This window comes from Streptomyces sp. NPDC005402, assembly GCF_040606575.1.
Classification (GTDB): domain Bacteria; phylum Actinomycetota; class Actinomycetes; order Streptomycetales; family Streptomycetaceae; genus Streptomyces.
Map to the genome: position 1 here is coordinate 186,215 of NZ_JBEXFB010000018.1, position 26,583 is coordinate 212,797.

Here is a 26,583-nt window from a genome sequence, read left to right on the forward strand (position 1 = left end):
GCCCCGCCGCGTCCGCCCGCGCCTGGCTGCGGGCTCTGCGCGCCGGTCCGCGCCAGCCACAGGTGCACCGGGCCAGGCAGAAACGGCCCTGTTCGACCATCTGCGTGGGGTGGGCCGGTCCGTCGGATGAGGGTGGGGGGGTCCTGTCCTGCTGCGCCACGCTGACAACGTTACCCATGCCGGGTAAACGGCCGGTGTGCGCGTGACAACCCCTCCTACCGGTCGTTATCCGAAGCGACGGTCCTTGACGGACGTATCGGCTGGGGGTAGGCGGCTATGGCGGAGCGGCAGCAGAGGCAGGCCGGCGGGTCGGTCGTCGTCATGGCGGTGCTCATGGCCTGCGTCTGCGCCACCGGTTGCTCGGACAGCGGCGCGACCCTGGACGAGGCGCGCGCGGCGGACCCGGTGGGAACCCTGCGCCGGGCCGCCGACGCCCTGGTGGACGCGGGCAGTTCGAAGGCCAGCACCTCGATGGAGATGGCCACCGGCGGCACCCGGGTCACCATCCGCGGCGAGGGCGTGTACGACTACCGCGGGCGCCTCGGCCGGCTGAAGGTGATGCTGCCGCAGGACCCGGCCGGCACCAGCGAGCACCGGCCGATCACCGAACTCCTGGCCCCCGGCGCCCTGTTCATGAAGAACCGGGGCGCGGGCGTCCCCGCCGACAAGTGGGTGCGCGTCGACACCGCGAGCCTCTCCGACGGCAACCTGGTCACCGGCGGGGCCACCGATCCGCTCGCCGCCGCCGAGGTGCTGCGCGGGACCAGGACGGCGACGTACGTCGGCGCGACCGAGCTCGCGGGGACCGAGGTGCGGCACTACCGCGGCACGGCGGACCTCGTCGCCGCGGCGAAGGGCGCCTCCGGCGCCAATAAGGGTGTCCTGGCAGCGGCGGCGAAAGGGTTCGCCACGGCCGCGGTGCCGTTCGACGTCTACCTCGACGACCAGGGCCGGATCCGCAAGGTGCGCCACCGCTTCAGCTTCGTCAACGGGCAGCGGCAGGGCACCGTCGCGGTCGCCTCGACGACGCTGCTGTACGACTTCGGGATCGCCACCGACGTACGGCTGCCGGCCGCCCGGGACATCTTCGCCGGCAAGATCGCCGAGGGGTGAGCAGCCGTGACGGGCGTCAAGAACTAGCCCGTCCGTGCCATGCGCGGCGTGTAGGCCGCTCCCTACTCTAGGAAGTCGGTAACGGCAGAGAAGAGGTGATGCGCGTGGCTCCGGTCGGCGGTACGGCGGTTCAGGACCACGTGGCCCTCGCCGAGATCGAACTGTGCGGGGAGCTGATCATCGCGGCGTCGGCCGCGGACGACCGGCTCAGCCTGGAGAGCATCGACGAGGTGCTGAAAGTGGCCGAAGAACGCGCGAGCGCCCCCGGCGAGTGAGCCGGGGGCGTCCGTCCCGTCGTGGGAAAGGCCCGATCAGGTCCGCAGCAGACGGCCGATCGCCTTCGTCGCCTCCTCGACCTTCGCGTCGATCTCGGCGCCGCCCTTGACGGCCGCGTCCGCGACGCAGTGCCGCAGGTGTTCCTCCAGGAGCTGCAGCGCGAAGGACTGCAGGGCCTTGGTGGAGGCGGACACCTGCGTGAGTATGTCGATGCAGTAGACGTCCTCGTCGACCATCCGCTGCAGGCCCCGGATCTGACCCTCGATCCGGCGCAGGCGCTTGAGGTGCTCGTCCTTCTGCTTGTGGTAGCCGTGCGTGGTGGGCTCATGGGTCTCGTGGGGACTGTTTTCCGCCACTGTCTCGGAGGGCGCCGTGGCGCCGGCCTCGGTCGTCGTCATCGCGTCCTCCACATCACGGCTACACCCTGAGGAATCACATACCCCTCCTGGGTATATCGTACCGAAGTTTCCCGGGTATAGGGCCTGCGGACGGCCCCCGTGCCAACCACTGTGCCCGATGGGCGACACTGGGGGACGGCCCATTAGCCGTGGCCGGATGATGCACTTAGCATCACCCTGACCGAAACCGATGCACCCCGAGGACCCCTTGTGCGCTTTCGTCTGACCCCCAGGGAGACGAGTTTCTACGACATGTTCGCCGCCTCCGCGGACAACATCGTCACGGGCTCGAAGCTCCTCATGGAACTGCTCGGGGCGGACACCGCCGGCCGGGCCGAGATCGCAGAGCGTATGCGGGCCGCGGAACACGCCGGTGACGACGCCACCCACGCGATCTTCCACCAGTTGAACTCCTCGTTCATCACGCCGTTCGACCGCGAGGACATCTACAACCTGGCGTCCTCCCTCGACGACATCATGGACTTCATGGAGGAGGCCGTCGACCTGGTCGTCCTCTACAACGTCGAGGAACTCCCCAAGGGCGTCGAGCAGCAGATCGAGGTGCTCGCGCGGGCCGCCGAGCTCACGGCCGAGGCCATGCCGAACCTGCGGACCATGGACAACCTCACCGAGTACTGGATCGAGGTCAACCGCCTGGAGAACCAGGCCGACCAGATCCACCGCAAGCTGCTCGCCATGCTGTTCAACGGCAAGTACGAGGCCATCGAGGTCCTCAAGCTCAAGCAGATCGTGGACGTCCTGGAAGAGGCCGCGGACGCGTTCGAGCATGTGGCGAACACGGTGGAGACCATCGCCGTCAAGGAGTCCTGAACCCTTCCATGGACACCTTCGCTCTGGTCGTGACCATCCTGGTCGCGCTCTTCTTCACGTACACGAACGGCTTCCACGACTCGGCGAACGCGATCGCGACCTCGGTGTCGACGCGGGCCCTGACCCCCCGGGCCGCGCTGGCCATGGCGGCGGTCATGAACCTCGCCGGCGCGTTTCTCGGGTCCGGAGTCGCGAAGACGGTCAGTGAGGGCCTGATCGAGACGCCGGAGGGCTCCCAGGGGATGGGGATCCTCTTCGCGGCGCTGGTCGGCGCGATCGTGTGGAACCTCGTCACCTGGTACTTCGGACTGCCCTCCTCGTCCTCGCACGCGCTGTTCGGGGGCATGGTGGGCGCCGCGCTCGCGGGCGGCACCGAGGTGCTCTGGCACGGCGTGGTCGACAAGGTCGTCATCCCGATGTTCATCTCGCCGGTCGTCGGTCTGGTCGCCGGTTACCTGGTGATGACCGCGATCATGTGGATCTTCCGGCGGTCCAATCCCCACAAGGCGAAGCGGGGTTTCCGGATCGCGCAGACCGTGTCCGCGGCCGGCATGGCCCTCGGGCACGGCCTCCAGGACGCCCAGAAGACCATGGGTGTCGTGGTGATGGCCCTGGTGATCTCCGGCCACCAGACGTACGGCGACGCGATCCCGGTCTGGGTGAAGATCGCCTGCGCGCTGATGCTGTCGCTGGGCACGTACGCGGGCGGCTGGCGCATCATGCGCACCCTGGGCCGGAAGATCATCGAGCTCGATCCGCCGCAGGGCTTCGCCGCGGAGACGACCGGTGCGGCGATCATGTTCACCACCGCGTACCTGTTCAAGGCGCCGGTGTCGACGACCCACGTCATCACCTCGGCGATCATGGGCGTCGGCGCCACCAAGCGGGTCAACGCGGTCCGTTGGGGCGTCGCCAAGAACATCGTCCTCGGCTGGTTCATCACCATGCCGGCCGCGGCGATCGTGGCCGCCTGCGCCTACGGGATCGTGAACCTGCTGTTCCTGTAGGAACCGAGCACGGTACGACAAGGGGCCCGCCCCCGGAATCCGGGGGCGGGCCCTCTGCGTCCTCGCGGTGGCACCGCCATGCAGCACCGCGAGGGGTCCGGGTCGGCTCAGCCGAAGCGGCCGGAGATGTAGTCCTCCGTGGCCTGGACCGACGGGTTGGAGAAGATCCGCTCCGTCTCGTCGATCTCGATCAGCTTGCCGGGCTGCCCGACGGCCGCCAGGTTGAAGAAGGCCGTACGGTCGGAGACACGCGCCGCCTGCTGCATGTTGTGCGTCACGATGACGATCGTGAAGCGCTCCTTCAGCTCACCGATCAGGTCCTCGATGGCGAGCGTGGAGATCGGGTCCAGGGCCGAGCAGGGCTCGTCCATGAGCAGGACCTTGGGCTCCACCGCGATCGCCCGAGCGATGCACAGACGCTGCTGCTGACCACCGGACAGGCCCGAACCCGGCTTGTTCAGACGGTCCTTGACCTCGTTCCAGAGGTTGGCGCCCTTGAGGGACTTCTCGACGACGTCCGACAGTTCGCTCTTCTTGTACGAGCCGTTCAGGCGCAGGCCGGCCGCCACGTTGTCGAAGATCGACATCGTGGGGAACGGGTTCGGGCGCTGGAAGACCATGCCGACCTCGCGGCGCACCGACACGGGGTCGATGCCCTGGCCGTACAGGTCCTCGTCGTCGAGGAGCACCTTGCCCTCGACCCGGCCGCCCGAGGTGACCTCGTGCATCCGGTTGAGCGTGCGCAGGAACGTCGACTTGCCGCAGCCGGAGGGGCCGATGAAGGCCGTCACCGAGCGCGGCTCGACCGTCATCGAGATGTCTTCGATCGCCTTGTGGGAGCCGTAGTAGGCGGTGAGCCCACTCACGTCGATTCGCTTGGCCATGACTACTTCACTTCCAGATCAGTCGCTGAGGGGGTCACGCCCGGCGGAGCCGGAAATTGTCGCCTTAGCGACCGGTCTTCGGGGCCTTCCAGCGGGCGATGCCGCGGGCCACCAGGTTCAGGATCATCACGAAGGCGATCAGCGTCAGGGACGCCGCCCACGCACGGTCGTACGCCGCACCGGCGCCCGCGCTGTTCGCGTACTGCTGGTAGATGTACAGCGGCAGCGACTGCTGTGCCCCCTCGAAGGGGTTGGCGTTGATGAGCGAGTTGCCCCAGACCAGGAGCAGCACCGGCGCGGTCTCACCGGCGATACGGGCGATCGCCAGCATGATGCCGGTGGTGATGCCGCCGATCGAGGTCGGCAGGACCACCTTCAGGATGGTGCGCCACTTCGGGATGCCGAGCGCCAGGGACGCCTCGCGCAGCTCGTTCGGGACGAGCTTGAGCATCTCCTCCGTGGAGCGGACGACTACCGGCATCATCAGGATCGCCAGGGCGAGCGAGCCGGCGAAGCCGAAGGGCTGCATGTCGAACATCAGCATGATCGAGAGGATGAACAGACCCGCGACGATCGACGGGATGCCCGTCATGACGTCGACGAAGAACGTGACGGCCTTGGCGAGCTTCCCGCGCCCGTACTCGACCAGGTAGATCGCGGTGAGCACACCGATCGGCGCCGCGATCACGGTGGCGAGGGCGACCTGCTCCAGGCTGCCGAGGATGGCGTGGTAGATACCGCCGCCCGGCTCGGAGTCGGCGACCAGCCCCATCGAGTGGGACAGGAAGTAGAAGTCGAGGACCTTCACGCCCCGCGAGACCGTCGACCACACCAGGGAGACCAGCGGGATGACGGCGAGCAGGAAGGCGACCCAGACCAGCGAGGTCGCGACCCGGTCCTTGGCCTGGCGGCGGCCCTCCACGCGGGCGGCGATGACGTACGTCCCGAGGACGAACAGGACCGCGGCCATCAGGGCCCACTGGATGCTGCTGTCCAGGCCGGCGGCCGCGCTGATGCCGAGGCCGAGGGCGACGGAGCCGGCGGCTGTGGCGTACGGGGTCCACTTGGGGAGGCTGGCGCCGCGCAGGGTGCTGGGGCGCTTGTCGGCGATTGCGGTGCTCATGCGTTGGCCCCCGAGTACTCCTTGCGGCGGGCGATGATCATGCGGGCCGCGCCGTTGACCAGCAGGGTGATGACGAACAGGACCAGACCGGAGGCGATCAGCGCGTCCCGGCCGGTCTCGCTGGCCTCACCGAACTTGCTGGCGATGTTCTGGGCGAAGGTGCCGCCGCCCGGGTCGAGCAGGCTGGCCTGGATGTCGAAGGTCGGCGAGAGCACGGTGGCCACGGCCATCGTCTCGCCGAGCGCGCGGCCGAGGCCGAGCATCGAGGCGGAGATCACGCCGGAGCGGCCGAAGGGGATCACCGCCATGCGGATGACCTCCCAGCGGGTGGCACCGAGGGCGAGGGCCGCCTCCTCGTGCATCTGCGGGACCTGGCGGAAGACCTCGCGGCTCACGTTGGTGATGATCGGCAGGATCATGATCGCGAGCAGGATGCCGACGGTGAGCATCGAGCGGGGCGCGCCCTGCTGCCAGGAGAAGATGCCGGTCCAGCCGAGGTAGTCGTCGAGCCAGCCGTAGAGGCCGTTCATGTGCGGGACGAGGATCAGGGCGCCCCAGAGGCCGTAGACGATGGACGGCACGGCGGCGAGCAGGTCGATCACGTAGGCGATCGGGCCGCGCAGTCGGCGCGGGGCGTAGTGCGTGAGGAACAGCGCGATGGCGACCGCGATCGGGACCGCGATGGCCATGGCGATGATCGAGGAGACGATCGTGCCGAAGACGAGGACCGCGATGCCGAACTTCGGCGGGTCGAGCTGGGTGTTCCACTCGAAGGCGGTGAAGAAGTTGGCGTCGTCCTTGCTGATCGCGATCGAGGCGCGGTAGGTGAGGAAGCCGGCGATGGCGGCCATGATCACCAGCAGCAGGATGCCCGACCCCCGGGAGAGACCGAGGAAGATCCGGTCACCGGGACGGGTGGCGCCACGGGCCGCGCGCTTCTGCTCGGCCAGGCTCGGCTGGGAGGTGGGCGGGGGTGTGTCTGTTATCTGTGTGGTGTCCATCGGGTTCTCCGGTCTGCTGAGCCGCACGCGAAGTGCGGCTCCTGGCGGCGGTGCACCGGACGGTGCGGTCCGGCCCGAAACCCTTGGAACGGGCCTCGGGCCGGACCGCACACTCAGGTCAGCTCAGGCCCTCGATGGTGGTGCGGACCTTGGCGATGATGTCCTCGGGGATCGGCGCGTAGTCGTTGTCCGCGAGGACCTTCTGGCCGTCCTCGGAGGCGGTGTAGCGCAGGAACGCCTTGGTGGCGGCCAGGGTGTCGGCCTTGTTGCCCTTGTCGCAGACGATCTCGTACGTGACGAGGACCATCGGGTAGGCACCGTCGGCCTTGGTCGCGTAGTTCAGCTTGAGCGCGAGGTCACTGCCGGTGCCGACGACCTTGGCGTCCGCGATGGCCTTGGTGGCGTTCTCGACGGTGGGCGCGACCGCGGCGGAGGCGCCGGTGTCGATGCTGACCGGCGTGATGCCGTCCTTGGCGTAGGAGAGCTCGAAGTAGCCGATGGCGCCGTTGGTCTGCTTCACCTGCTGGGCGACACCGGAGGACTGCGCGGCGGACTGGCCGCCCTTGGCCTGCCAGGTCTTGCCGCCGTCGTAGGGCCAGTCGCTCTTGGCGGTGGCGATCAGGTACTTGGTGAAGTTGTCCGTGGTGCCGGAGTCGTCCGAGCGGTGGAACGCCTGGATCTTCAGGCTGGGGAGCTTCACGCCCGGGTTCAGCTTGGCGATCGCCGGGTCGTTCCAGTTCGTGATCTTGGCATTGAAGATCTTCGCGATGGTGGGTGCGTCCAGCGTGAGCTTGTCGACACCGGAGATGTTGATGCCGAGGGCGATCGGGCCGCCGACCATCGGGAGGTCGATGCCCTGGCCGCCGGAGCAGACCTTCTTGGAGGCCGTGACCTCTTCGGGCTTCAGCGCGGAGTCGGAACCGGCGAAGGCCACCTGGCCGTTGTTGAACGCCGTCACACCGGCGCCGGAGCCGCCGCCCTTGTAGTTGATCTGCACACCACAGGCCTGCGTGAACTGCTTGACCCAGGCGTCGATCGCGTTCTTCTGCGCGGAGGAGCCGTCGGCGAGCAGCTGACCCTTGGCGTCGTCGCACTTGATGTTGCCGGCGGCCGCGGTGGCGGACGCGCTGCCGCTACCGGCGTCGCTGGTGTCGTCCGAGCCGCACGCCGTGAGGGCCAGGGCGCCGGAGACGGCGAGAGCACCGAAGGCGAGGGCCCGCCGGTTCTTGCGCTGAAGCTTCACTTGAGTTCCTTCCGGGAGCCGCCGTCCTGAATCCGGCGGCGTGCGCGAAGTCTGGGTGACACGGATGCGCATTCGAGACGCACCTCGCATCGCGTAAGGCCGAAATTAGGCAGATCAGGTGAAGGCGCTTATGGCCGGAAGTGAACGCAGGGTGAACCCCTGCAGAAGGTGCGGTGAGGTCACGGAACGCTTACATCGAGGGCACAGTGTGATTCCGGAACCCACCAGGGAACCCTCACCCCCACAGTCCCGTCTCGTTCCACGGAAGCCGACGAGGCCGACGAAAGGCACGGACACATGGAACGGCGTACGTTCATCGGGGGCGGCGCGGCCGCGATCGCGGCGGTGGCGACGGCCGCCTGCGACGGCAGCGGAAGCGCCGGCGCCACCCAGAGCACCGTCGGCCGGTCCCTCTCCTCCCGTACGCCCGCCGCGGCCGCCGCGAACTGGTCGGCCCTCGCCCGCGACCTGGACGGCACCCTGATCCGCCCCGGCGACGCGAACTGGGCGACGGCCCGGCAGCTCTACAACGCCCGCTTCGACGCGCTGAAGCCCGCGGCGGTGGCGTACGCCGCGCACGCCGACGACATCCGCACCACGCTCGCCTACGCCCGCGCCCACGGTGTCCGGGTGGCGATCCGCAACGGCGGCCACTCCTACGCCGGCTGGTCCTCGGGAAACAACCGGCTGATCGTCGATGTCTCCGAGCTGAACCGCGTGCGCGCCTCGGGCGGCACCGCCGTGGTCGGCGCCGGCGCCAAGCTGATCGACGTCTACCGGGCCCTCACCGCGAAGGGCGTGACGATCCCGGCCGGCTCCTGCCCGACCGTCGGCGTCTCCGGCCTGACCCTCGGCGGCGGTCACGGCGTGGCCTCCCGGGCGTACGGCCTGACCTGCGACAGCCTCACCCGGGCGACGCTCATCACGGCCGACGGCAAGGAGCTGAGCGCCGACGCGTCCACCAACGCGGACCTCTTCTGGGCGCTGCGCGGCGCGGGCAACGGCAACTTCGGCGTGGTGACCGAACTGCACTTCAAGACCCACCCGGCCCCGCAGGGCGTGACCGCGTACGCGACCTGGCCCTGGTCGAAGGCCGCCGCCGTGGTGAAGGCATGGCAGGGGTGGGGTCCCGGCCAGCCCGACGAGATCTGGTCCTCCTGCCACCTGGAGAACGGCGGCTCGCCCTCCGTGGCGGTCGCGGCGTTCTCCATGGGCACCTACGGCGAGCTCCAGAACGCGCTCGACCGCCTGGCCGACAAGGTCGGCTCACCGGCCCGCAACGTCACCCTCCGGCGGCACTCCTACGAGAGCGCGATGGAGGCGTACGCGGGCTGCTCGTCCTTCTCCACGGACGCCAAGTGCCACCTGCCCGGCTCCACCCCGAACCGCAACCCGCACGGCGCCCTCGGCCGCGAGACCTACGCGGCCCACTCGGACTTCTTCGACCGCTCCCTCTCGGCGGCCGGCATCCAGACCCTGCTGAGGCAGATCGCCGCGGTCCGGGGCGGCTCGGGCAGCATCGCCCTGACGGCCCTCGGCGGAGCGGTCAACCGCGTCTCCCCCACGGCCACGGCCTTCGTCCACCGCCGCTCCCGCATGCTGGCCCAGTACATCGCGTCCTGGAAGGCGGGAGGGACGGGCACGACGGCCCAGACCTGGCTGACGGGCGCCCACGACGCGATGAAGCCGTACGCCTCGGGAGCGGCCTACCAGAACTACACGGACCCGACGCTGAAGGACTGGCGGAAGGCGTACTACGGCGACGCGGCGACAAAGCTCGCCAAGGTGAAGAAACAGTACGACCCGCAGGGGTTCTTCTCGTTCCCCCAGGCGCTGTAGCGGTTCTTCGCTACGCGGCGAGGTCTCTCTCGGAGGCCGCGGCCTCCTGCCGGGCCCCGGGAATCACCGAGGCCTCCCGTCCACCGTCTCGCGCGCGCACGATCCACGCACCTTTCGAGGACCTCTCGACGGCCTTCGCCAAAGGCGTGAGGAGAGCCATCGCGAGCGGCGACAGCAACAGCGCCACGGCCGTCCCGAGCGCGAACCCACCGACGACGTCCGTCGGGTAGTGCACACCCATGTACACCCGGCAGAACCCTTCGAGCAGGGCCAGCCCGATCCCGACGAGACCGAACTTCCGGTTGGTCACGAACAACGCGACCGCCATCGCCATGGTGATCGTCGCGTGGTCGCTGACGAAGGAGTAGTCGGTCTTCCCGGAGACGAGAACCTCGAGCCCCTCATGGGTCCGGAACGGCCGGGGCCGCTCGACGAACCCCCTTATGGGCACGTTCACCAGCACGGCGAGTGCGGCGGCGAGGGGCGCCCACACCAGCGCGGCCACGGAGGAAGCCGCGTCCTCACCCCCGCGCCGGCGGCCCGCCCACCAGCACCACAGGATGAGCAGCACCATCCCGAGCAGGATGCCGTACTCCCCGACGTACTCCATGGCCCGGTCGAACCAGTGCGGGGCGTCCTTGGCCAGGCCGTTGATGTCGTAGAGCAGGTCGACGTCGGGGTTCGACCCGGATTCGGCGAGAACAGCCATGGTGCTGCGGCCCCTTCGTCGTCTTTCCCGGCGTACCCATGTGCGCTCGGCTACGTCCCCAGGAACGCACGGCTTCCGTTAATACGTTCCACACTCCACTGAATGATCACGCAGACGTTATCGAAGAGAGACACATCGCCGCAGCTCAGGGGGTGGGTTTCACGTTCCGTCACACCGTCGTGGGCAACGCTTTCGCGCCATCTTCGGTGACCCGGGTGGCGCCGAAATACTCAGATGTGTCGATCGGGTCGAACCGGATCACAGCACCTGTTCTCGGTGCGTCGATCATGTATCCGCCGCCCACATAAATCCCCACATGGTGGATGGCGCGCGAATTGGTGAGGTCCTTGGAGAAGAACACCAGGTCCCCCGGCAGCAGTTCACTTCTGGCCGGATGCGGGCCGGCGTTGTACTGGTCGTTGGCGACGCGCGGCAGCGTCACGCCCACACTTTCGTACGCGGCCTGCGTCAGCCCCGAACAGTCGAAGCGCCCGCCCTGCTCGGCGGTACCGGTCCCGCCCCACAGATAAGGCGTCCCGAGTTTCTTCTGCGCGTAGTAGATGGCGCCGGCGGCCTGCTGGGAGGGGTCGACGCGGGTCGTGGGCGCCGCGAAACTCTCCGCCAGGGTCGTGATGGTCTTCACGTAGTTCTGGGTTTCCTTGTACGGCGGCACGCCCCCGTACTTGATGACCGCGTAGGCGCCCGCGTTGTAGGAGGCGAGCATGTTCTCGGTGAGGTTTCCCCGGACGTTCTTCACATAGGACGCGAGCGAGCAGTCGTAGGAAGCCGCCGAGGGAATCGCGTCGTTGGGGTCCCAGACGTCCTTGTCGCCGTCGCCGTCCCCGTCGACACCGTGGGTGGCCCAGGTCCCCGGGATGAACTGCGCTATTCCCTGCGCCGCCGCGGCGCTCTGGGCTTTCGGATTGAATCCGCTCTCCTGGTAGAGCTGGGCGGCGAGCAGGGCCGGGTTGATGGCGGGGCAGAGGTTGCCCCACTTCTGCACGAGGGGCTGGTACGCGGCCGGAACAGCCCCCTTGGCCAGGGTCTTGGTGGCCCCGCCCACTCCGTTCGCCAGGTTGCCGGCGACGACGTAGACGCCCACGACGAGCAGCATCACGAAGCTGAGCCCCGCCCCGAACACGGCGCCCGCAACCAGCCACGCCTTACGCACCGTCAACCGCCCCTCGCCCACTGGGAGTCCGCCCGCGCCAGTCTAGGAGCTTCCCCGAAGGAAACCGGGGTACTCGGCGGGGTCGGCGCGAAGATCAGCGGACCGCGTCGCGGTAGAGCGCGGCGGCCTCCGCCCCGAGCACCACGCTGTACGACACGTCGGGCGTCGCCCCGCCCTGCTCGTGCCCGCCCAGCACGCCCACGACCTGCCCGTCCCCGTTCACCCAGGGACTGCCGCTGGTCCCGCCGATGTACCCGGGGCACTCGATCCGCTGCTGGGTGCGGCTGTGCGCGGTCGGCCTGTTGGTGCAGCTGATCGGCGCCTCACGGTTGGAGGGGTACCCGGTGACGGTGACGGCGGTAGCCCCGGTGGCGGTGCCGGTCACGAACCGGTTCCCGCCGACGACGTCCTGGACGTGCCCGTCGACCTCGGCGAAGGCGACATCACTGTCCTCGTCCTGCCCCTCGGCCCATCCCTCGGGGAGGTAACGCTTCGTCACCTTCCATTTGCCGTACGGCGCCTCGCCGTCCCGGTATCCGGGCACGAACACGAGGTCGCGGTCGCTGCCGTCGAGACAGTGGGCGGCGGTGACTATGAGGTCCCGGTGCGGGCTGCGGACGACGGAGGCGGTGCAGTGGTGCTGTGCTCCGTCGAACAGGGCCCCCACCCGGGCGTTCGGCGAGTTCGCCGCGGCGACCGCCGTCACCCCGAAGGGCCCGGCCCCGTCGTCGGCGGCCGCTTCGGAGGCCGAGGTGACGGTGAGCAGGACGGCGGCGACGTGGAGAGCGAGACGTGGCGTGCGCTTCACGGAAGAAAGCATTCCGCACGAAGGTGAGAAACGCATCAAGCGGCGGTTTCGCGCACCCTGTGAGACGGTGTGGATCCCGCCCCCCCCCGGGGCAGCCGAGCCCCTACGGCGAGCCCGGGAGGCTGGTGTGTTCGACGGTTTCGAGCTGACACGGTGCGAGGGCGACGACGGCGTCCGGCTGCGCGTGCGGCACGGCGGCCGAGGCCCCGCCGTGCTGCTCCTGCACGGACATCCCCGTACGCACGCCACCTGGCACCGCGTCGCCCCGCTGCTGGCCGCGGCGGGCCACACCGTCGTCTGCCCCGATCTGCGCGGCTACGGCCGCTCCGACAAGCCCGCGACCGACCCGGACCACCGCCCGTACTCCAAACGCGCCATGGCCGGCGACTGCCTCGCGGTCATGCGCCGGCTCGGGCACGAACGGTTCGCGGTCGTCGGGCACGACCGGGGCGCGTATGTGGCGACCCGCCTCGCCCTGGACCACCCCGAGGCCGTGACCGCCGTCAGCGTGCTGGACGCGATCCCGATCGGGGAGGCCCTGCGCCGCTGCGACGCCGGTTTCGCCGCGAGCTGGTGGCACTGGTTCTTCCTCGGCCAGACGGCCAAGCCCGCCGAACGTGTCATCAACGCCGACCCCGACGCCTGGTACACGGCCACGCCCGAGCAGATGGGTGCCGAGGCGTACGAGGACTACCGGCACGCCATCCACGACCCGGCCACCGTGCACGCCATGTGCGAGGACTACCGGGCCGGCCTCGGTGTCGACCGCGAGCACGACGACGCCGACCAGCGGGCCGGCCGGCGCATCGACCGCCCGCTCCAGATCCTGTGGGCCACGCGGGACGACCTGCCCGACCTCTACGGCGACGTCCTGGCCGTCTGGCGCGACTGGGCGGGCGGCCTGCTGGAGGGCGGTCCCATCGACTCCGGGCACCACATGGCCGAGGAGGCGCCGGAGGCCCTGGTCGGCGCGCTGCGCGCGTTCTGGGAGAAGGCCGGGCTCTGAGGTCCACGCGGCGGGCCGGCGTCACGGGCCCGTCCTCGCGACTCAGCCCCGCGTCCCCACACCCTGGGGAAAACGCGTCCCCGTCAGCTCCTCCGACGCCGTCCACAGGCGCCGGGCCACGACAGGGTCGCTCGCGGCCGCGCTCCGGCCCACCAGCGTCGGCGCGCCGCGCATCTCGCCGAGCCCGTCCGGCCCCACATAGCTCGCCCCCGGCAGATCCTGCGTCGCCGCGTACAGCGTGGGCAGCGCGCCCGCCGTGTCGTCCTGCGCCAGGAACCTGTTGCCGAGCTGCATGAACATCCGTGCCGCCGCACTGGCCGCATGGCTCTGGAGGTTGGTGGCCGAGTAGCCGGGGTGGGCGGCCAGGGCGCGGACCCGGGAGCCCGACTCCGTCAGCCGACGCTGGAGCTCCAGCACGAACAGCAGGTTCGCCAGCTTGGACTGGGCGTAGACGCCCCTCGGGTCGTAGTCCGAGGTCCGGTTCAGGTCGTCGAAGTCGATCCGCTGGTCGCCCCAGCGGTGCGCGCCCGAGGACACCGTCACCACCCGGTCGGTGACATACGGCAGCAGCAGGTTCGTCAGCGCGAAGTGGCCCAGGTGGTTCGTGCCGAACTGCATCTCGAAGCCGTCCGCCGTCCGCTGCTGCGGGACCATCATCACGCCCGCGTTGTTGATCAGCAGATCCAGCGGACGGTCCCACGCCGCGGCGAACTCCCGCACCGACGACAGGTCCGCCAGATCCAGCCGCCGGACCTCCGTGCTGCCGTTCACGGTCCTGGCCGCCGCCTCGCCGCGCTCCGGGTCCCGTACGGCGAACACGACGTGCGCGCCCGCCCCGGCCAGGGCCTGCGCGGCCCGGAGTCCGATACCGCTGTTCGCCCCGGTGACCACGGCCGTGCGGCCGGTCTGGTCGGGGAGGCGGGTCGCGTTCCACTTCTGCTGCTTGTCCGTAGCCATACGTCGAATGTAGACGCCGCCAACAATGCTGTCAATGACAACAATGATGGCGCCGCCAACATCCGGATACGATGGCCTCCATGCCAGCCGAGAAGCCCGAGACGCGCCCCTACCACCACGGAGACCTGCGCTCCGCCCTCCTCGCCGCCGCCGAGCGCACCCTCCGCGACAAGGGCACCGCCGCCTCCCTCTCCCTGCGCGAGCTCGCCCGCGACATCGGCGTCAGCCACGCCGCCCCCGGCCGGCACTTCAAGGACAAGCAGGCCCTGCTCAACGCCCTCGCCCTGGTCGGGTACGACCGCATGGCCGAGGCGCTCGAGGCCGCCGACGAACCGGGGCTCCCCCTCCAGGACCGCCTCACCGTCCTGGCCCGGGCCTACCTGGGCTTCGCCATCGACAACGCCGAGCTCCTGGAACTGATGTACGCCCGCAAGCACGAGCCCGACGCCGCCGAGCAGATCACCGCCGCGATCGACCGCACGGTGGGCGCCCTGGAGCGGGCCGTCGCCGCCGCCCAGCAGCGCGGCGAGATCGTCGACGGCGACCCGGAGCACCTCACCCTCGTCGTGGGCACCGCCCTCCACGGCCTCGCGTCCTTCGCCGTCACCGGCAAGTTCACCACCGAGGCCGCCATGGCCTCCGTACCGGGACTGGTCCACCACCTGCTGTACGGCCTCAGGCCCCGCTGAACCGGCAGTCCTGAACCGCCTTCACGCTCCCGGGAGTTGTGTGCGACGCGTGTAGATGGTCAAGCCGTGACCATCCTCCGCCCATCCGACCGCCATTGATCAGCAATCCCCCAACGCCCTTCGGTAAGGCGGAAGTCAGGATTCCACCACCTGTCTTGTTGTCACGTACTCAACAAGGGGATGGTCGTCGCGGGTCGCCGCCCCCACCGGGAACCTCACCGGTGGTCCCCCACTGCAGGCCTCTGCAACCACTCTCAGGAGGCTGTACGTTGCGTACTCCCAACTCCCCCCACATATCCGGCAGATGGCGTCGGATCGGCTCGACCGCCGTGGCCACCTCCGCCCTCGTGTTCGCCGGACTGGGCACCGCCGTCCACGCGACCGCGGCCACGCCCGACCACGTGAGCGCCAAGGCCGTCGCCACCGCCGTCGCCAAGGCCCATGTCCAGTACGAGAGCGCGTGTGACGCCACCCCCAAGAAGGGCTACGCCGCCTGCAACGCCCTGCGCGTCACCGGCGGCACCACCGCGTACATGGAGAAGCAGGCCGCGCTGAAGGGCGTGACCGCCAAGACGCTCAAGCCGAACGCCTCCTCCGCCACCCCGACCGGCTACGGCCCGAGCGACCTCCAGTCCGCCTACGGCCTGACCTCCGCGTCCGCGAACAACGGCTCCGGCGAGACCATCGCCATCGTCGACGCCTACGACGACCCCAACGCCGCCGCTGACCTGGCCACCTACCGCAGCTACTACGGCCTGCCGGCGTGCACGACCGCCAACGGCTGCTTCAAGAAGGTCTCCCAGACCGGCTCCACGACCTCCCTCCCCACCGCCGACAGCGGCTGGGCCGGTGAGATCTCCCTCGACCTCGACATGGTCTCCGCCATCGCCCCCCACGCCAAGATCCTGCTGGTCGAGGCGAGTTCGTCGAGCATGGCCAACCTGGGCAAGGCGGTGAACGAGGCCGTCACCCTGGGCGCCAAGTTCGTCTCCAACTCCTACGGCGGCTCCGAGTCCTCCTCGGACACCTCCTACGACTCCTCGTACTTCAACCACCCCGGCGTCGCCATCACCGTCTCCGCCGGCGACGAGGGCTACGGCGCCGAGTACCCCGCCGCCTCCAAGTACGTGACGGCGGTGGGCGGCACCGCCCTCAAGACCTCCTCCACCTCCCGCGGCTGGACCGAGAGCGTCTGGAAGACCAGCTCCACCGAGGGCACGGGCTCGGGCTGCTCCGCCTACGACGCCAAGCCGACCTGGCAGACCGACACCGGCTGCACCAAGCGCATGATCGCCGACGTCTCCGCCGTCGCCGACCCGGCCACCGGCGTCTCCGTCTACGACTCCTACGGCTCCGACGGCACCGGCTGGAACACCTACGGCGGCACCAGCGCCTCCGCCCCGATCATCGCGTCGGTGTACGCCCTCGCGGGCACCCCGGGCAGCAGCGACTACCCGGCCAAGTACCCCTACGCGGACACCTCCGCCCTCAACGACGTGACGTCCGGCAACAACGGCACCTGCTCGACGAGCTACTTCTGCACCGCCACGTCCGGCTACGACGGCCCGACCGGCCTGGGCACGCCGCAGGGCCTGGCCGCCTTCACCGGCTGAACCGACAGCTCCTGAGTGTCCCCGTCGGGTCACGGGGGCGCCGCCCTTGAGAGGGGGACGTGGGGTCCCCTCGGCGGCACAACGGCAACGGGCCACGACATCCGGTCGCGGCCCGTTCGCCGTGCATACGCGGTCAAGTGACCGTTCTCACCGGCTGACTCTCCGTCAACAAGCGGGCCGCGGGCACCCCTGCCGCGGCCCGTTCGTCATACCTATGGCCCTGCGGGTTAGCCTTCACCCGCAGAACATCGGTGCCAGAAGCGCCGCAGGTCGTAAGAGGGGTCAACGACGGAACCACACAACAGGTTCCGCTCAGGCCTCATTGCCCGGCGTGACCTTGCGTGATACACAGAGTGACCAGACAGTCATTCGTACGAAACCCGCCGACCAATGGCGCCAAGTCGACATACGACGGCGGAATTGTCGGCGACAATGAGGCCTGACCCCTGCGCACTCGCAGGGGGGACGGAACTACCCACCAGGGGCGGTGACTTACATGCTCTTTGCGGCCGACAAGGGAGACATCAACACCATCATCGGCGGGATCGCTCCGGACTGGGGCCCCTTCGGGGCGCTGGGCACCGAGGCGAAGACGATGATCCAGGTCGTCATGGCGGTCGCCATCCTGCTCTGCCTCGGCATCGCCATCTGGGGTGCCGCCAAACAGCGCATCGGCGCCACCGCCCTGCGGGACACCTTCAGCGCGGAACAGGGCAAGGGCCTCATCATCGCGGGCCTGACCGGCGTCTTCATCATCGGATCGCTGGGCACACTCTTCACCATCGTGTACGGCATGGCCGTATAGCCGCCGCGTCCGGTCGACGCACCTCCGGTCCGGCCGGGCGCGCCCGGTACCACCTACCCCACCCGTCCGCAGTGCCCACCGGCTGAGGTTGCGTTCCCCCGATGTCTCCCATCTCCCCGATGACTCCGATGACTCTGATGCCGAGTCACCACACCGCGCCCGCGCGGGAACCAGCACGGCTACCGTCGTACCCGTACGCGTTTTCCCGCACTTCTCCGCACCACGTCGAGGGGGCGTAAGCGGCATGAGTCTCGGAGACGACCAGGACGGCTCCGGCGGTTACGGCGGCACCGGCCAGACCCGCACCCACCTGCCGGGCGGCACCACCGACGTGTACGGCGGCGCCCGCCGCTCCGGCCGCTCGTCCTCCCGAAGCCTGGTCACGGTGGTGGGCGTCATCGTCCTCCTGATCGCCGCAATCGCCTTCGCGAACCGCGGAGGAGACGATTCCGCATCCTCGGAGGTGGGGGCGGGGGGCCAGCCCAGAGCAACCTCCACGGCGGCCAGCGGCACCAAGCCGGTGCGGTCCACCCCGGGTGTCATCCCCGCCGGATACGCGCACGACGCCCAGGGCGCCCAGAGCGCGGCGGCGAACTACTCGGTGGCGCTGGGCGCGGCCGGCATGTTCGACAAGACCCAACGCGATGCCACGCTCCAGGCCATCATCGCCCCTTCACGCCTGGCCGAGTTCCAGTCGAGCCTGGACACTGCCTACACCCCGGCCTTCAGCAAGAGCATCGGCCTCAACGACGACGGCTCCACGCCCGCCGGCTACACCTTCGTGTCCCGTACGAACCCCATCGGCACCAAGGTCACCGAGTCCTCCCAGAACGACATGACCGTCGAGGTCTGGTGCAGCGGCCTGCTCGGCATGGCGGGCGAGAACTCCACGAACCCCGTCACCAGCAGCTGGTTCACCGTCACCATGAAGCTCGAGTGGACGGCCGGCGACTGGAAGATCGTCACACAGTCCCAGAAGGAAGGCCCGACGCCCGTCCCAGGCGACGACACGGCCTCCAGCGCCGACGAGATGGCGAAGGCAGTCGACGAGTACGGAGGGTTCACCTATGCGCGGTAATCGCTACGTACTCAAGACCGCCGCGGCGGTCACGGCCGTACAGACCGCGACCGTCCTGCTGGCGGCCCGGGCCTTCGCCGCCCCGACGCCCTCCCCGTCTCCCACGCCGACCGACGACGCCGCCTGCCGCCTGCTCAGCGGCACCGCCAAGGCCCTGTGCGAAAGCGACCGCAGCAGCAAGCAGGGCGGCGGGTCGATCAACGACACCCCCACCTCCCCCCTCGACCCCATGTCCTCCCTCGCCAACAGCTGCGCGAAGGCCGCCGCCTGGACGATCAGCAAGCTCAGCGAGGCCGTGAAGGAGACCGCGAACGTCGACTTCACCAACCAGAAGTTCCTCCAGCAGTACGCCGTCGTCTTCGCCGCGTCGACCATCCTCACCCTTCTCCTGTGGCTGCTGGCCGTCGCCAAGCGCGCGGTGCGAGGCGTCCCCCTCACCACCGCCATCAGCGAGGCGATCGGGTTCCTGTGGCTGACCGTGCTCGCGTCCGCCTTCACCCCCCTCATCCTCTACACCGTCGTCTCCGCCACGGACGGCGTCTCAGAGGTCCTCGCGAAGGCCACCGGCGACCAGACCGACACGTTCTTCGGCACCTTCTCCGGCGCCCTGGAGAAGGGCAACGACATCGGCGGCGGCCCCATCATGCTGATCGTCGTCTCCCTGGTCAGCATCCTCGCCGCCGGAGTGCTCTGGCTGGAGCTCGTCATCCGTGCCGCCCTCCTCTACGTCGGCGCCCTCCTCGGCACCGTCGTCTACGCCGGCCTCGTCGACAAGAACCTTTGGGGCCACGTCCGCCGCTGGGCCGGCATCATGATCGCCGTCATCCTGGTCAAACCGGTCATCGTCATCGTGCTGGGCCTCGCCGGCGCGCTCTCCTCCGACGACGGCCCCGACGCCTTCTCCGCCGTCGTCTCCGGCCTCGCCATCATCCTGCTCGCCATCTTCGCCAGCGCGATGATCTACCGTTTCGTCCCCGGCTTCGGCGACGAGATCGCCGGCTCCCGCAGCAACCGCATCATGCAGGGCGCCGAGGGCAAGGCCGCCGCGGTGATCAGCTCCCCGGCCACCCTGGTCGCCCAGGGCATCAAGACCCACAGCTCCCGGGCCGACAACAACGGTCAGTCCTCCGGAGGTTCGGGCGCCCGCCCGAGCAACCCGGTGTCCGGCGGAGTCGCCGCCCACAGCTCGCGCACCCCGAACGGAGGCGGCGGATCTGTCCCCTCCGCCGCTCCCGCTCCCCGCTCGAGCAACCCGGTGAACAGCCCACACGCCGGCAACACCCGCAACGGCAGCAGCAACAGCACAGGAGGTGACGGGCGTTGACGACCGAGTCCCACGTGTCGCATACGGTCACGCCCCGCCGTACATATCTGATCGGCCGCGCCCGGCCGAACGCGATCGTCGGCCGCAACCGTGAGACGGGCGAGATCGCGCTCATCATCGTGGGCGCGTTCCTCGGCATGATGTGCGGGCTCCTCGTCCCGGTCCTCTCCCTGCGCATCGTCCTGCTGATGGGCTTCCCCCTCGTCGCGCTGGCCGCGGTCTACGTGCCGTACAAGCGCCGCACGTTCTACAAGTGGTTCGAGATCAACCGCAGTTACAAGCGGACCCTGCGCCAGGGCACCACCTACCGCTCCTCCGTGATGGAGGCCGGCACCCACGTCGACGGCCGCGAGGTCGAGGTCGGCCCGCCGCCCGGCATCGGCCGGATCAACTGGCTCGCCGCCCCGTTCGGGCCCGACGAGATCGCCGTACTGCTGCACGCGGACCGCCGTACCGTCACCGCCGCCATCGAGATCGAGGGCCCCGGCGTCGGCCTGCGCGACTCCGAGGACCAGGAAGCCCTCGTCGACCGCTTCGGCACCCTCCTCAAGCACGTGGCCAACGGCGACGGCTTCGTCACCCGCATCCAGATGCTCGCCCGCACCCTCCCCGCCGACCCCGACGCCCACGCCAAGGACGTCGCCATGCGCGGGGACGACAAGGCACTGCCGTGGCTGCAGACGTCGTACGACCAACTCCAGTCGATGGTGTCGACCAGCAGCGAGCAGCACCGCGCGTACCTCGTCGCCTGCATGCACTACACGCGTGAACTGGCGGGAGAGGCCCACGCGATGGCACGCGCCGCCCGTCCCCAGTCCGGCCGCAAGCTGGACAAGGACGCGGGCCTCGCGGTCGTCATGGCCCGCGAGCTGACCGACATCTGCTCGCGCCTCCAGGAGGCCGACATCCGGGTACGCCAGCCGCTCGGGCAGGGCCGGCTGGCGTCGCTGATCCACTCCATGTACGACCCCGACCACCCCATCGACCACATCCAGGCGATGACCAAGCGCAACGCCTGGCCGGCCGAACTCGACGCCATGGAGCCGACGTTCCTCCAGGCCAAGACGCGGGAGTCCAGCACGCGCGCGCCCTGGTGCCACGCCACCGCCTGGGTCAAGGAGTGGCCGATGACCCCCGTCGGCGTCAACTTCCTGGCGCCCCTGCTCGTCCACACCCCGGATGTCATCCGCACGGTCGCCGTCACCATGGACCTCGAACCCACCGAGATCGCCATCGAACGCATGCTGACCGAGAAGACCAACGACGAGGCGGAGGCCTCCCGCGCCGCCAAGATGAACCGGACCGTGGACCCGCGCGACATCGCCGCCCACACCCGGCTCGACCAGCGCGGCGAGGACCTCGCGAGCGGCGCGGCCGGGGTCAACCTGGTCGGCTACATCACCGTCTCCTCCCGCTCCCCCGAGGCCCTGGCCCGCGACAAGCGGACCATCCGGGCCTCGGCCGGCAAGTCGTATCTGAAACTGGAGTGGTGCGACCGAGAACACCATCGCGCCTTCGTGAACACGCTTCCGTTCGCCACCGGCATTCGAAGGTAGGGGCAAAAGCATGCGCGATCCGCTGTCCGTCCTCACCGACGCCTTCACGGCCTTCCTCTTCGGAAAGGTCGAGACGACCCGACTGCCGGTCCGCACCTCCACCGGCCAGGCGCAGGCGGTCTACCTCCCCACCGCCGCGCCCGGCCTCGGCGACTCGGGCGTGATCATCGGCCGCGAGGTGTACTCCGGCAAGGGCTACATCTACGACCCCTTCCAGCTCTACGGCCAGCAGCTCCCGGCCCCGCACTGGCTGGTCCTGGGCGAGTCCGGCAACGGCAAGTCGGCGCTCGAGAAGACGTACGTCCTGCGGCAGTTGCGCTTCCGCGACCGCCAGGTCGTCGTCCTCGACGCCCAGGGCGAGGACGGCGTCGGTGAATGGAACCTCATCGCGCAGGAGTTGGGCATAACTCCCATCCGCCTGGACCCGATGGCCGCCCTGGACATGGGGATCCGTCTCAACCCGCTCGACCCGGCGATCACGACGACCGGCCAGCTCGCCCTGCTCCGGACCATCATCGAGGTCGCGATGGGCCACGGCCTCGACGAGCGCTCCGGCTTCGCGCTGAAGGTCGCGCACGCCTACGTCAACGAGACGATCGTCGAACGCCAGCCGATCCTCACGGACATCGTCGAGCAGCTACGGCACCCCGAGCCAGAGTCGGCCGAGGCGATGAACGTCGACATAGAGGACGTCCGCGCGTGGGGCCTCGATGTCGCCCTGGTCCTGGACCGACTGGTCGACGGTGACCTGCGGGGCATGTTCGACGGCCCGACCACGGTCGGCATCGACCTGGACGCGCCGCTGATCGTCTTCGATTTGTCCCACATCGACCGCAACTCCATCGCCATGCCCATCCTCATGGCGATCGTCGGTGTATGGCTGGAACACACCTGGATCCGCCCCGACCGCAAGAAGCGCATCTTCCTGGTCGAGGAGGCCTGGCACATCATCGCCAGCCCGTTCGTGGCCCAGCTCTTCCAGCGCCTGCTGAAGTTCGGCCGCCGGCTCGGCCTGTCCTTCGTGGCGGTGGTTCACCACCTGTCCGACGTGGTGGACGGAGCGGCGGCGAAGGAGGCCTCGGCGATCCTGAAGATGGCCTCGACCCGGACGATCTACGCCCAGAAGGCCGACGAGGCACGAGCGACGGGCCGCGTCCTGGGCCTGCCCCGCTGGGCGGTCGAGATCATCCCGTCCCTCACCCCCGGCATCGCCGTCTGGGACGTCAACGGCAACGTCCAGGTGGTCAAACACCTGATCACCGAGACCGAACGCCCCCTGGTCTTCACCGACCGCGCGATGACGGAGTCCTCCACCGACCTCACCGACGACGCCCTGCGCGCCGCCGAACTGGAGGCTGAGGAGCGGGCCGCGGCCTTCGTGGAACAGCACATGGGCGACTCCGAGTCGACGGTGGCGTAGGAGGAGCGGGCAGTGGTGAGACCGGACGACCGCCACCAGGGCGGTCAGGGAGGCCAGGGAGGCGTCCCGGACGGGCTGTTGGTCGGCATACTCGCCTTCCTCCTCGGCATGACCCTGCTGGTCTGGGCGGCAACGGGTCTCGCCGGCCTGTTCGCCCACGGCGACTGGCCCAGGGGCGTCACCTTCACCCGCACTCCGATGGCCATGCGCCACCTCATCGGCCACCCCCAGGACCTCCCCGGCGCCTGGCCCGACACCCCCGCCGGCCAGCTCTCCGGCTACGGCCTGGTCTGGGGCCTGTTCATCGGCCAGCTGCTGATCCTGATCGTCCTGACGATCTTCGTGATGGGGACCCTGGCCCGCTGGAGGGCGGTCCGCGCGAGGACGAGAGCGGAGAAACTGGCGGCCCGGGCACGACGTCCGCAACCAGGACCGGCCCAGGAGGTACCGGTCCACGAGGTACCAGCCCACGAGGTTCCGGCACCGAGACCGGCGCCGGAACCGGCCACAGCGCCCGTCCCGAGCCCGGCACAGCCCACGATGGAACAGCAGTACCCGGCGCAGCCACCGGCCGCCACCCCCACCCAGCCGCAGCCGCCGACGCCGACGCCGACGGCGAGTCCGCCCCGCGAGGGCCACCCGCACCCGACAACGACCGGTGTACGGATGGGCGGGTGGGAAACACCTCCCGCCGAAGGCGCGGTCCTCTACGCCCCGCGAGAAGCCCGCCACCCCACCGCCACCCAGGCCATCAGGGACGCGGAAGGCCCCGCCCTCGTCGTCACCTCGAACCCGGCCGTCTGGCAGGACACCAAGGACTCCAGAGCCAAACTGGGCCCGGTCCACGTCTACGACCCCACCCATCTCTGCGACACCCCGGCCCGCCTCCACTGGTCCCCGATCACAGGCTGCGCGACCAAGGAAACGGCCAAGGCGAGAGCGCAGGCCCTCCTCGCCCCGATCCGCCCCACCGCGAAGATCGACCGGGCCGTGGCCGACGTGGCCGAAACGCTCCTGCGCAGCTACCTCCACGCGGCGGCCATAGACGCCCGCACCATCCGCCACGTCCACCGCTGGTGCCAGGGCACACAGGTCCAGGACGCCGTGAAAACCCTCCGCACCAACCCGAAGGCAGCTCCCGGCTCCGCGGGCGAACTCGAAGCGGCCCTCACCGCGCACCCCGAACGCCGCGACATCGCCCAGGAATTGACCAGTCGAGCCCTCTCCGCCCTCTTCACGGTCAACATCCGCGAGGCATGCACTCCCAACCGAAATGATGCCCTCGCCTTGGATTCCTTCGTCGACGAAGGGGGCACGCTTTATGTGGTGGGTGAATCCATCGAGGACCCCAGGACCGATCCGGGCGCGATGCCCCTCCTGACGGCCCTCACCTCAAGCGTGGTCGAGCGTGGCCGGCGCATGGCCGAACGGTCATCCTCCGGTCGCCTCGACCCACCACTCACGCTCGTCCTGGACGACGTCGCCGCCGTGGCCCCGCTTCCCCAGCTCCCCGAGCTGCTGGCCGCCGGAGCGGACCGTGGGCTACCGACCCTGGCCCTGCTCCGTTCCCGCGAACAGGCCCGCACCCGCTGGCCGGACGCAGACCTCCCGGCGTAGAGATCAGAAACCAAGAGCTCAGAAGTCGTACACGACCCAGTCGACGACCGGCACATACCCGAGCCGCCGATAGAGCGCGTTGCTGGTGGGGTTGGCCGCGTCCGTGAACAGCACGACATCCCCGGCGCTCGCCGCCAGCGCGGCCCGGCTCACCTCGACCGTCACGGCGCCCGCGTAGCCACGACCACGCAGGTGGGCCGGTGTGTACACCGGGTCCACCTGGACCAGGCCGGCGACCATCGGGTTCGCCCCCGCCATGGAGACCGGCGTGCCGTCCGGGGACTCCCAGAACAGGTAGCTCTTGCCGGAGAAACGGGTGCCGGCCCAGGAGTCGGCGTCGATGGTGACCGCTTCCCCCACGTCCGCGGCGAACCCACGGCAGAACTCCATGAGTTGCTCATGGTCCCGCTCCCCCACAGACCGCCCCCGGCCCGCCGGGAATGGCTCCGGCGGCACGAGCGTGCCGAGGCGGTGCAGACAGAGCCGGACCCGCGCGGCGTCGCCCCTGTGTGCCGCTGCCACGCCTCGGCGAAAACGGCCGCGGTCGTGTCGTCCGCGCTGACGGACGGAACGGAGTGACCCAGCGCGACCAGACGGGCGGCGAGGGCGTCGGCCTGCTCGGCGGTCAGCGGAGTCAGGCCCAGCCCGCGGTGGGGCGACAGCCGGTAGAAGGCCGCGTGGACCTCGCCCGCCCGCTCCAGCAGACCGAAGACAGCGCCTTCGGCGTCGTACGCGGCCGCCCCGCGAGCGCGAAGCCTCGCCGTCCAGGTCAGCTGCATGATGTGCGGGACGGGACGCGAGCGCAGGAACTCCCCGGCGCGGGCGAGAAAGTCGTCGATGTCTTCGGTGAGGTGCCAGTCGTCCGGACGCATGCCTCATGATCCCTGACGGCGGCACAGGAAAACATCACGCGAGTCAGGCGCGCTCCAACGCGAACTCCAGCTCGGTCTCCCCAGGAGTCGCCGCCAGCGGCACGAGCACACCCGTGGGCTCGAAGCCCACCTTGCGATAGAACCGCTGCGCCCGCCCGTTGTCCTCGTGCACGATCAGCCGCACCCGCTCGGCGCCGTGCGCCCACGCCCACTCCACAGCGGCGTCGAACAGCACATCGGTGAGCCCGCTCCCGCGCTCCTCGGGCCGTACGAACACCCCGACGAGATGCCCCTGCTTCCGCTCGACCGAAAATCCGGCCCAGTCCGTGGTCCCGGGCTCTTCCAGCAGCACGGTCACCGTCCCGACCCACCGCCCGTCCGGCGCCTCGGCGATGATCGTCTGAGCCCCGTCGGCTCCCTCGGCACCCTTGGCCGTCCGCTCCCGCCAGTACGAGTCGGGACGTTCGACGGCCTCCTCGTAGGTCTCCAGGAAGGCGAGAGGCGCGACCGGATCCTGCAGGGCCGCAAGCCGCAACTCCTTCGCGGCGGGCCACTCGTGGGCGCGTACGGACCGGATCACGTAGCTCATGCGGGCCACAGTAGTACCCGAGTACTACCCGCCTCACCTGGAATACTGCCCGCGGTCCGACGCCCGCCACCCCCGCCCGCACGAGCATCGATCGCCGACGACCAGCCCCTCCAGCGCCTCGGCTTCCGCATGCTGCTGGAGAGCCAGGACGACCTGACGGTCCTCGGCGAAGCCACGAACGGCGCCGAGGCGGTCCGCATGACGGCCGAGCTGCACCCCGACGTGGTGTTGATGGACGTCCGCATGCCCGGGCTGGACGGCATCGAGGCCACCCGCCGCATCGTCGCCACCGGCGACCGCACCCGCGTGCTCATCCTCACCACCTTCGACCTCTACGAGTACGCCTACGCCGGCCTCCGTGCCGGAGCCTCCGGCTTCCTGGTCAAGGACGCCCAGCCGGAGGACCTCCTGTCCGGCATCCGCGCGGTGGCGACCGGCGACGCGGTGGTGGCCCCCGGCCTGACCCGCCGCCTGGTGATCCTGGCGTACGAAACAAAGCTGGTGAAATAGCGTAGAACGCAGAAAACCCCGTGCCGAAAGGCACGGGGTTTTCTCAAAAATTGTTCGGCGGTGTCCTACTCTCCCACAGGGTCCCCCCTGCAGTACCATCGGCGCTGTAAGGCTTAGCTTCCGGGTTCGGAATGTAACCGGGCG

24 protein-coding genes, 1 rRNA gene and 2 pseudogenes are annotated in these 26,583 nt (G+C 69.7%); 15 read left to right on the plus strand and 12 right to left on the minus strand.

All coding sequences use genetic code 11. The annotated features are described in order from the left end of the window. The first annotated feature begins 276 nt into the window (after window positions 1-276). Both ABZT02_RS31205 and ABZT02_RS31210 read left to right on the plus strand, forming a co-directional pair. Entirely contained in the window at window positions 277-1,113 is an 837-nt protein-coding gene (locus tag ABZT02_RS31205) for a hypothetical protein (protein WP_356023359.1), read from the plus strand. Window positions 1,114-1,211: 98 nt separating this feature from the next. Then, complete coding sequence (locus ABZT02_RS31210; RefSeq protein WP_174269170.1) at window positions 1,212-1,388, plus strand: hypothetical protein; 177 nt, start codon at window positions 1,212-1,214, stop codon at window positions 1,386-1,388. 36 nt (window positions 1,389-1,424) lie between these two features. On the opposite strand, the gene ABZT02_RS31215 is transcribed toward ABZT02_RS31210, so the two are convergent. Beyond that, the gene (locus ABZT02_RS31215; RefSeq protein WP_031050083.1) at window positions 1,425-1,787 is read right to left on the minus strand and encodes a metal-sensitive transcriptional regulator; all 363 of its coding nucleotides are present in this window, start codon (window positions 1,785-1,787) and stop codon (window positions 1,425-1,427) included. 210 nt (window positions 1,788-1,997) lie between these two features. Here ABZT02_RS31215 and ABZT02_RS31220 point away from each other — a divergent pair, with 210 nt between their 5' ends. Continuing rightward, a complete protein-coding gene (locus tag ABZT02_RS31220) occupies window positions 1,998-2,618 on the plus strand; it encodes a DUF47 family protein (protein WP_030043659.1) in 621 nt (206 codons plus the stop codon). 8 nt (window positions 2,619-2,626) lie between these two features. Continuing rightward, a complete protein-coding gene (locus ABZT02_RS31225) occupies window positions 2,627-3,625 on the plus strand; it encodes an inorganic phosphate transporter (protein WP_356023363.1) in 999 nt (332 codons plus the stop codon). Between the two features lie 107 nt (window positions 3,626-3,732). On the opposite strand, the gene pstB is transcribed toward ABZT02_RS31225, so the two are convergent. From pstB to pstS, 4 genes are all read right to left on the minus strand, one after another. Then, window positions 3,733-4,509, minus strand: coding sequence for a phosphate ABC transporter ATP-binding protein PstB (gene pstB / locus ABZT02_RS31230; protein ID WP_007383025.1), 777 nt, complete (start codon window positions 4,507-4,509; stop codon window positions 3,733-3,735). Between the two features lie 64 nt (window positions 4,510-4,573). After that, a complete protein-coding gene (gene pstA / locus ABZT02_RS31235) occupies window positions 4,574-5,632 on the minus strand; it encodes a phosphate ABC transporter permease PstA (RefSeq protein ID WP_356023366.1) in 1,059 nt (352 codons plus the stop codon). After that, complete coding sequence (pstC, locus tag ABZT02_RS31240; RefSeq protein WP_356023369.1) at window positions 5,629-6,633, minus strand: phosphate ABC transporter permease subunit PstC; 1,005 nt, start codon at window positions 6,631-6,633, stop codon at window positions 5,629-5,631. The genes pstA and pstC overlap by 4 nt, the downstream gene beginning before the upstream one ends. 118 nt (window positions 6,634-6,751) lie before the next feature. Continuing rightward, entirely contained in the window at window positions 6,752-7,876 is a 1,125-nt protein-coding gene (gene pstS, locus ABZT02_RS31245; RefSeq protein ID WP_356023371.1) for a phosphate ABC transporter substrate-binding protein PstS, read from the minus strand. A gap of 297 nt (window positions 7,877-8,173) precedes the next feature. Between pstS and ABZT02_RS31250 the strand changes: the two genes are divergently transcribed. Further along, window positions 8,174-9,715, plus strand: a complete 1,542-nt coding sequence (locus ABZT02_RS31250) for an FAD-binding oxidoreductase (protein WP_356023374.1) — start codon at window positions 8,174-8,176, stop codon at window positions 9,713-9,715. Window positions 9,716-9,725: 10 nt separating this feature from the next. Here ABZT02_RS31250 and ABZT02_RS31255 read toward each other — a convergent pair whose 3' ends face one another. The 3 genes from ABZT02_RS31255 to ABZT02_RS31265 all read right to left on the minus strand — a co-directional run bounded on the left by ABZT02_RS31255 (window position 9,726) and on the right by ABZT02_RS31265 (window position 12,415). Then, the gene (locus ABZT02_RS31255; RefSeq protein WP_356023377.1) at window positions 9,726-10,424 is read right to left on the minus strand and encodes a phosphatase PAP2 family protein; all 699 of its coding nucleotides are present in this window, start codon (window positions 10,422-10,424) and stop codon (window positions 9,726-9,728) included. 169 nt (window positions 10,425-10,593) lie between these two features. Further along, entirely contained in the window at window positions 10,594-11,601 is a 1,008-nt protein-coding gene (locus tag ABZT02_RS31260) for a bifunctional lytic transglycosylase/C40 family peptidase (protein WP_356023379.1), read from the minus strand. A gap of 88 nt (window positions 11,602-11,689) precedes the next feature. After that, window positions 11,690-12,415 (minus strand): trypsin-like peptidase domain-containing protein, encoded by a 726-nt coding sequence (locus tag ABZT02_RS31265; protein WP_356023382.1) that lies wholly within the window; start codon window positions 12,413-12,415, stop codon window positions 11,690-11,692. A 115-nt stretch (window positions 12,416-12,530) separates the two neighbouring features. On the opposite strand from ABZT02_RS31265, the gene ABZT02_RS31270 reads away from it, so the two are divergent. Beyond that, the gene (locus ABZT02_RS31270) at window positions 12,531-13,409 is read left to right on the plus strand and encodes an alpha/beta hydrolase (protein WP_356023384.1); all 879 of its coding nucleotides are present in this window, start codon (window positions 12,531-12,533) and stop codon (window positions 13,407-13,409) included. Window positions 13,410-13,451: 42 nt separating this feature from the next. Here ABZT02_RS31270 and ABZT02_RS31275 read toward each other — a convergent pair whose 3' ends face one another. Then, window positions 13,452-14,366: an oxidoreductase gene (locus ABZT02_RS31275; RefSeq protein ID WP_356023386.1), complete on the minus strand. Its 915-nt coding sequence runs from the start codon at window positions 14,364-14,366 to the stop codon at window positions 13,452-13,454. 71 nt (window positions 14,367-14,437) lie between these two features. Between ABZT02_RS31275 and ABZT02_RS31280 the strand changes: the two genes are divergently transcribed. From ABZT02_RS31280 to ABZT02_RS31315, 8 genes are all read left to right on the plus strand, one after another. Beyond that, a complete protein-coding gene (locus ABZT02_RS31280; protein WP_356023388.1) occupies window positions 14,438-15,055 on the plus strand; it encodes a TetR/AcrR family transcriptional regulator in 618 nt (205 codons plus the stop codon). Window positions 15,056-15,324: 269 nt separating this feature from the next. Next, window positions 15,325-16,668: a S53 family peptidase gene (locus ABZT02_RS31285; RefSeq protein ID WP_356023390.1), complete on the plus strand. Its 1,344-nt coding sequence runs from the start codon at window positions 15,325-15,327 to the stop codon at window positions 16,666-16,668. A gap of 496 nt (window positions 16,669-17,164) precedes the next feature. Continuing rightward, a complete protein-coding gene (locus ABZT02_RS31290; RefSeq protein ID WP_007383036.1) occupies window positions 17,165-17,473 on the plus strand; it encodes a hypothetical protein in 309 nt (102 codons plus the stop codon). Window positions 17,474-17,717: 244 nt separating this feature from the next. After that, window positions 17,718-18,551 carry a hypothetical protein gene (locus ABZT02_RS31295; protein ID WP_356023392.1) on the plus strand — a complete coding sequence of 278 codons (834 nt, stop codon included), beginning with the start codon at window positions 17,718-17,720 and terminating at the stop codon, window positions 18,549-18,551. Continuing rightward, on the plus strand, window positions 18,541-19,875 hold the full coding sequence (locus tag ABZT02_RS31300; RefSeq protein WP_356023394.1) for a hypothetical protein: 1,335 nt from the start codon (window positions 18,541-18,543) through the stop codon (window positions 19,873-19,875). The genes ABZT02_RS31295 and ABZT02_RS31300 overlap by 11 nt, the downstream gene beginning before the upstream one ends. Next, window positions 19,872-21,431 (plus strand): SCO6880 family protein, encoded by a 1,560-nt coding sequence (locus ABZT02_RS31305; RefSeq protein WP_356023396.1) that lies wholly within the window; start codon window positions 19,872-19,874, stop codon window positions 21,429-21,431. Before ABZT02_RS31300 ends, ABZT02_RS31305 begins: the two co-directional genes overlap by 4 nt. A 10-nt stretch (window positions 21,432-21,441) precedes the next feature. After that, entirely contained in the window at window positions 21,442-22,851 is a 1,410-nt protein-coding gene (locus ABZT02_RS31310; protein WP_356023398.1) for an ATP-binding protein, read from the plus strand. Between the two features lie 15 nt (window positions 22,852-22,866). Further along, entirely contained in the window at window positions 22,867-24,468 is a 1,602-nt protein-coding gene (locus tag ABZT02_RS31315) for a type IV secretory system conjugative DNA transfer family protein (RefSeq protein WP_356023422.1), read from the plus strand. A gap of 18 nt (window positions 24,469-24,486) precedes the next feature. On the opposite strand, the pseudogene ABZT02_RS31320 reads toward ABZT02_RS31315, so the two are convergent. Together ABZT02_RS31320 and ABZT02_RS31325 are read right to left on the minus strand one after the other, a co-directional pair. Continuing rightward, window positions 24,487-25,340, minus strand: a pseudogene (locus ABZT02_RS31320) (GNAT family N-acetyltransferase). Between the two features lie 43 nt (window positions 25,341-25,383). Continuing rightward, window positions 25,384-25,929, minus strand: coding sequence for a GNAT family N-acetyltransferase (locus ABZT02_RS31325; protein WP_356023400.1), 546 nt, complete (start codon window positions 25,927-25,929; stop codon window positions 25,384-25,386). Between the two features lie 129 nt (window positions 25,930-26,058). Here ABZT02_RS31325 and ABZT02_RS31330 point away from each other — a divergent pair. Further along, window positions 26,059-26,403: pseudogene (locus ABZT02_RS31330) on the plus strand (response regulator transcription factor); the annotation flags it as partial. A gap of 88 nt (window positions 26,404-26,491) precedes the next feature. Here ABZT02_RS31330 and rrf read toward each other — a convergent pair. After that, window positions 26,492-26,583, minus strand: a 5S ribosomal RNA gene (rrf, locus tag ABZT02_RS31335); the annotation flags it as partial.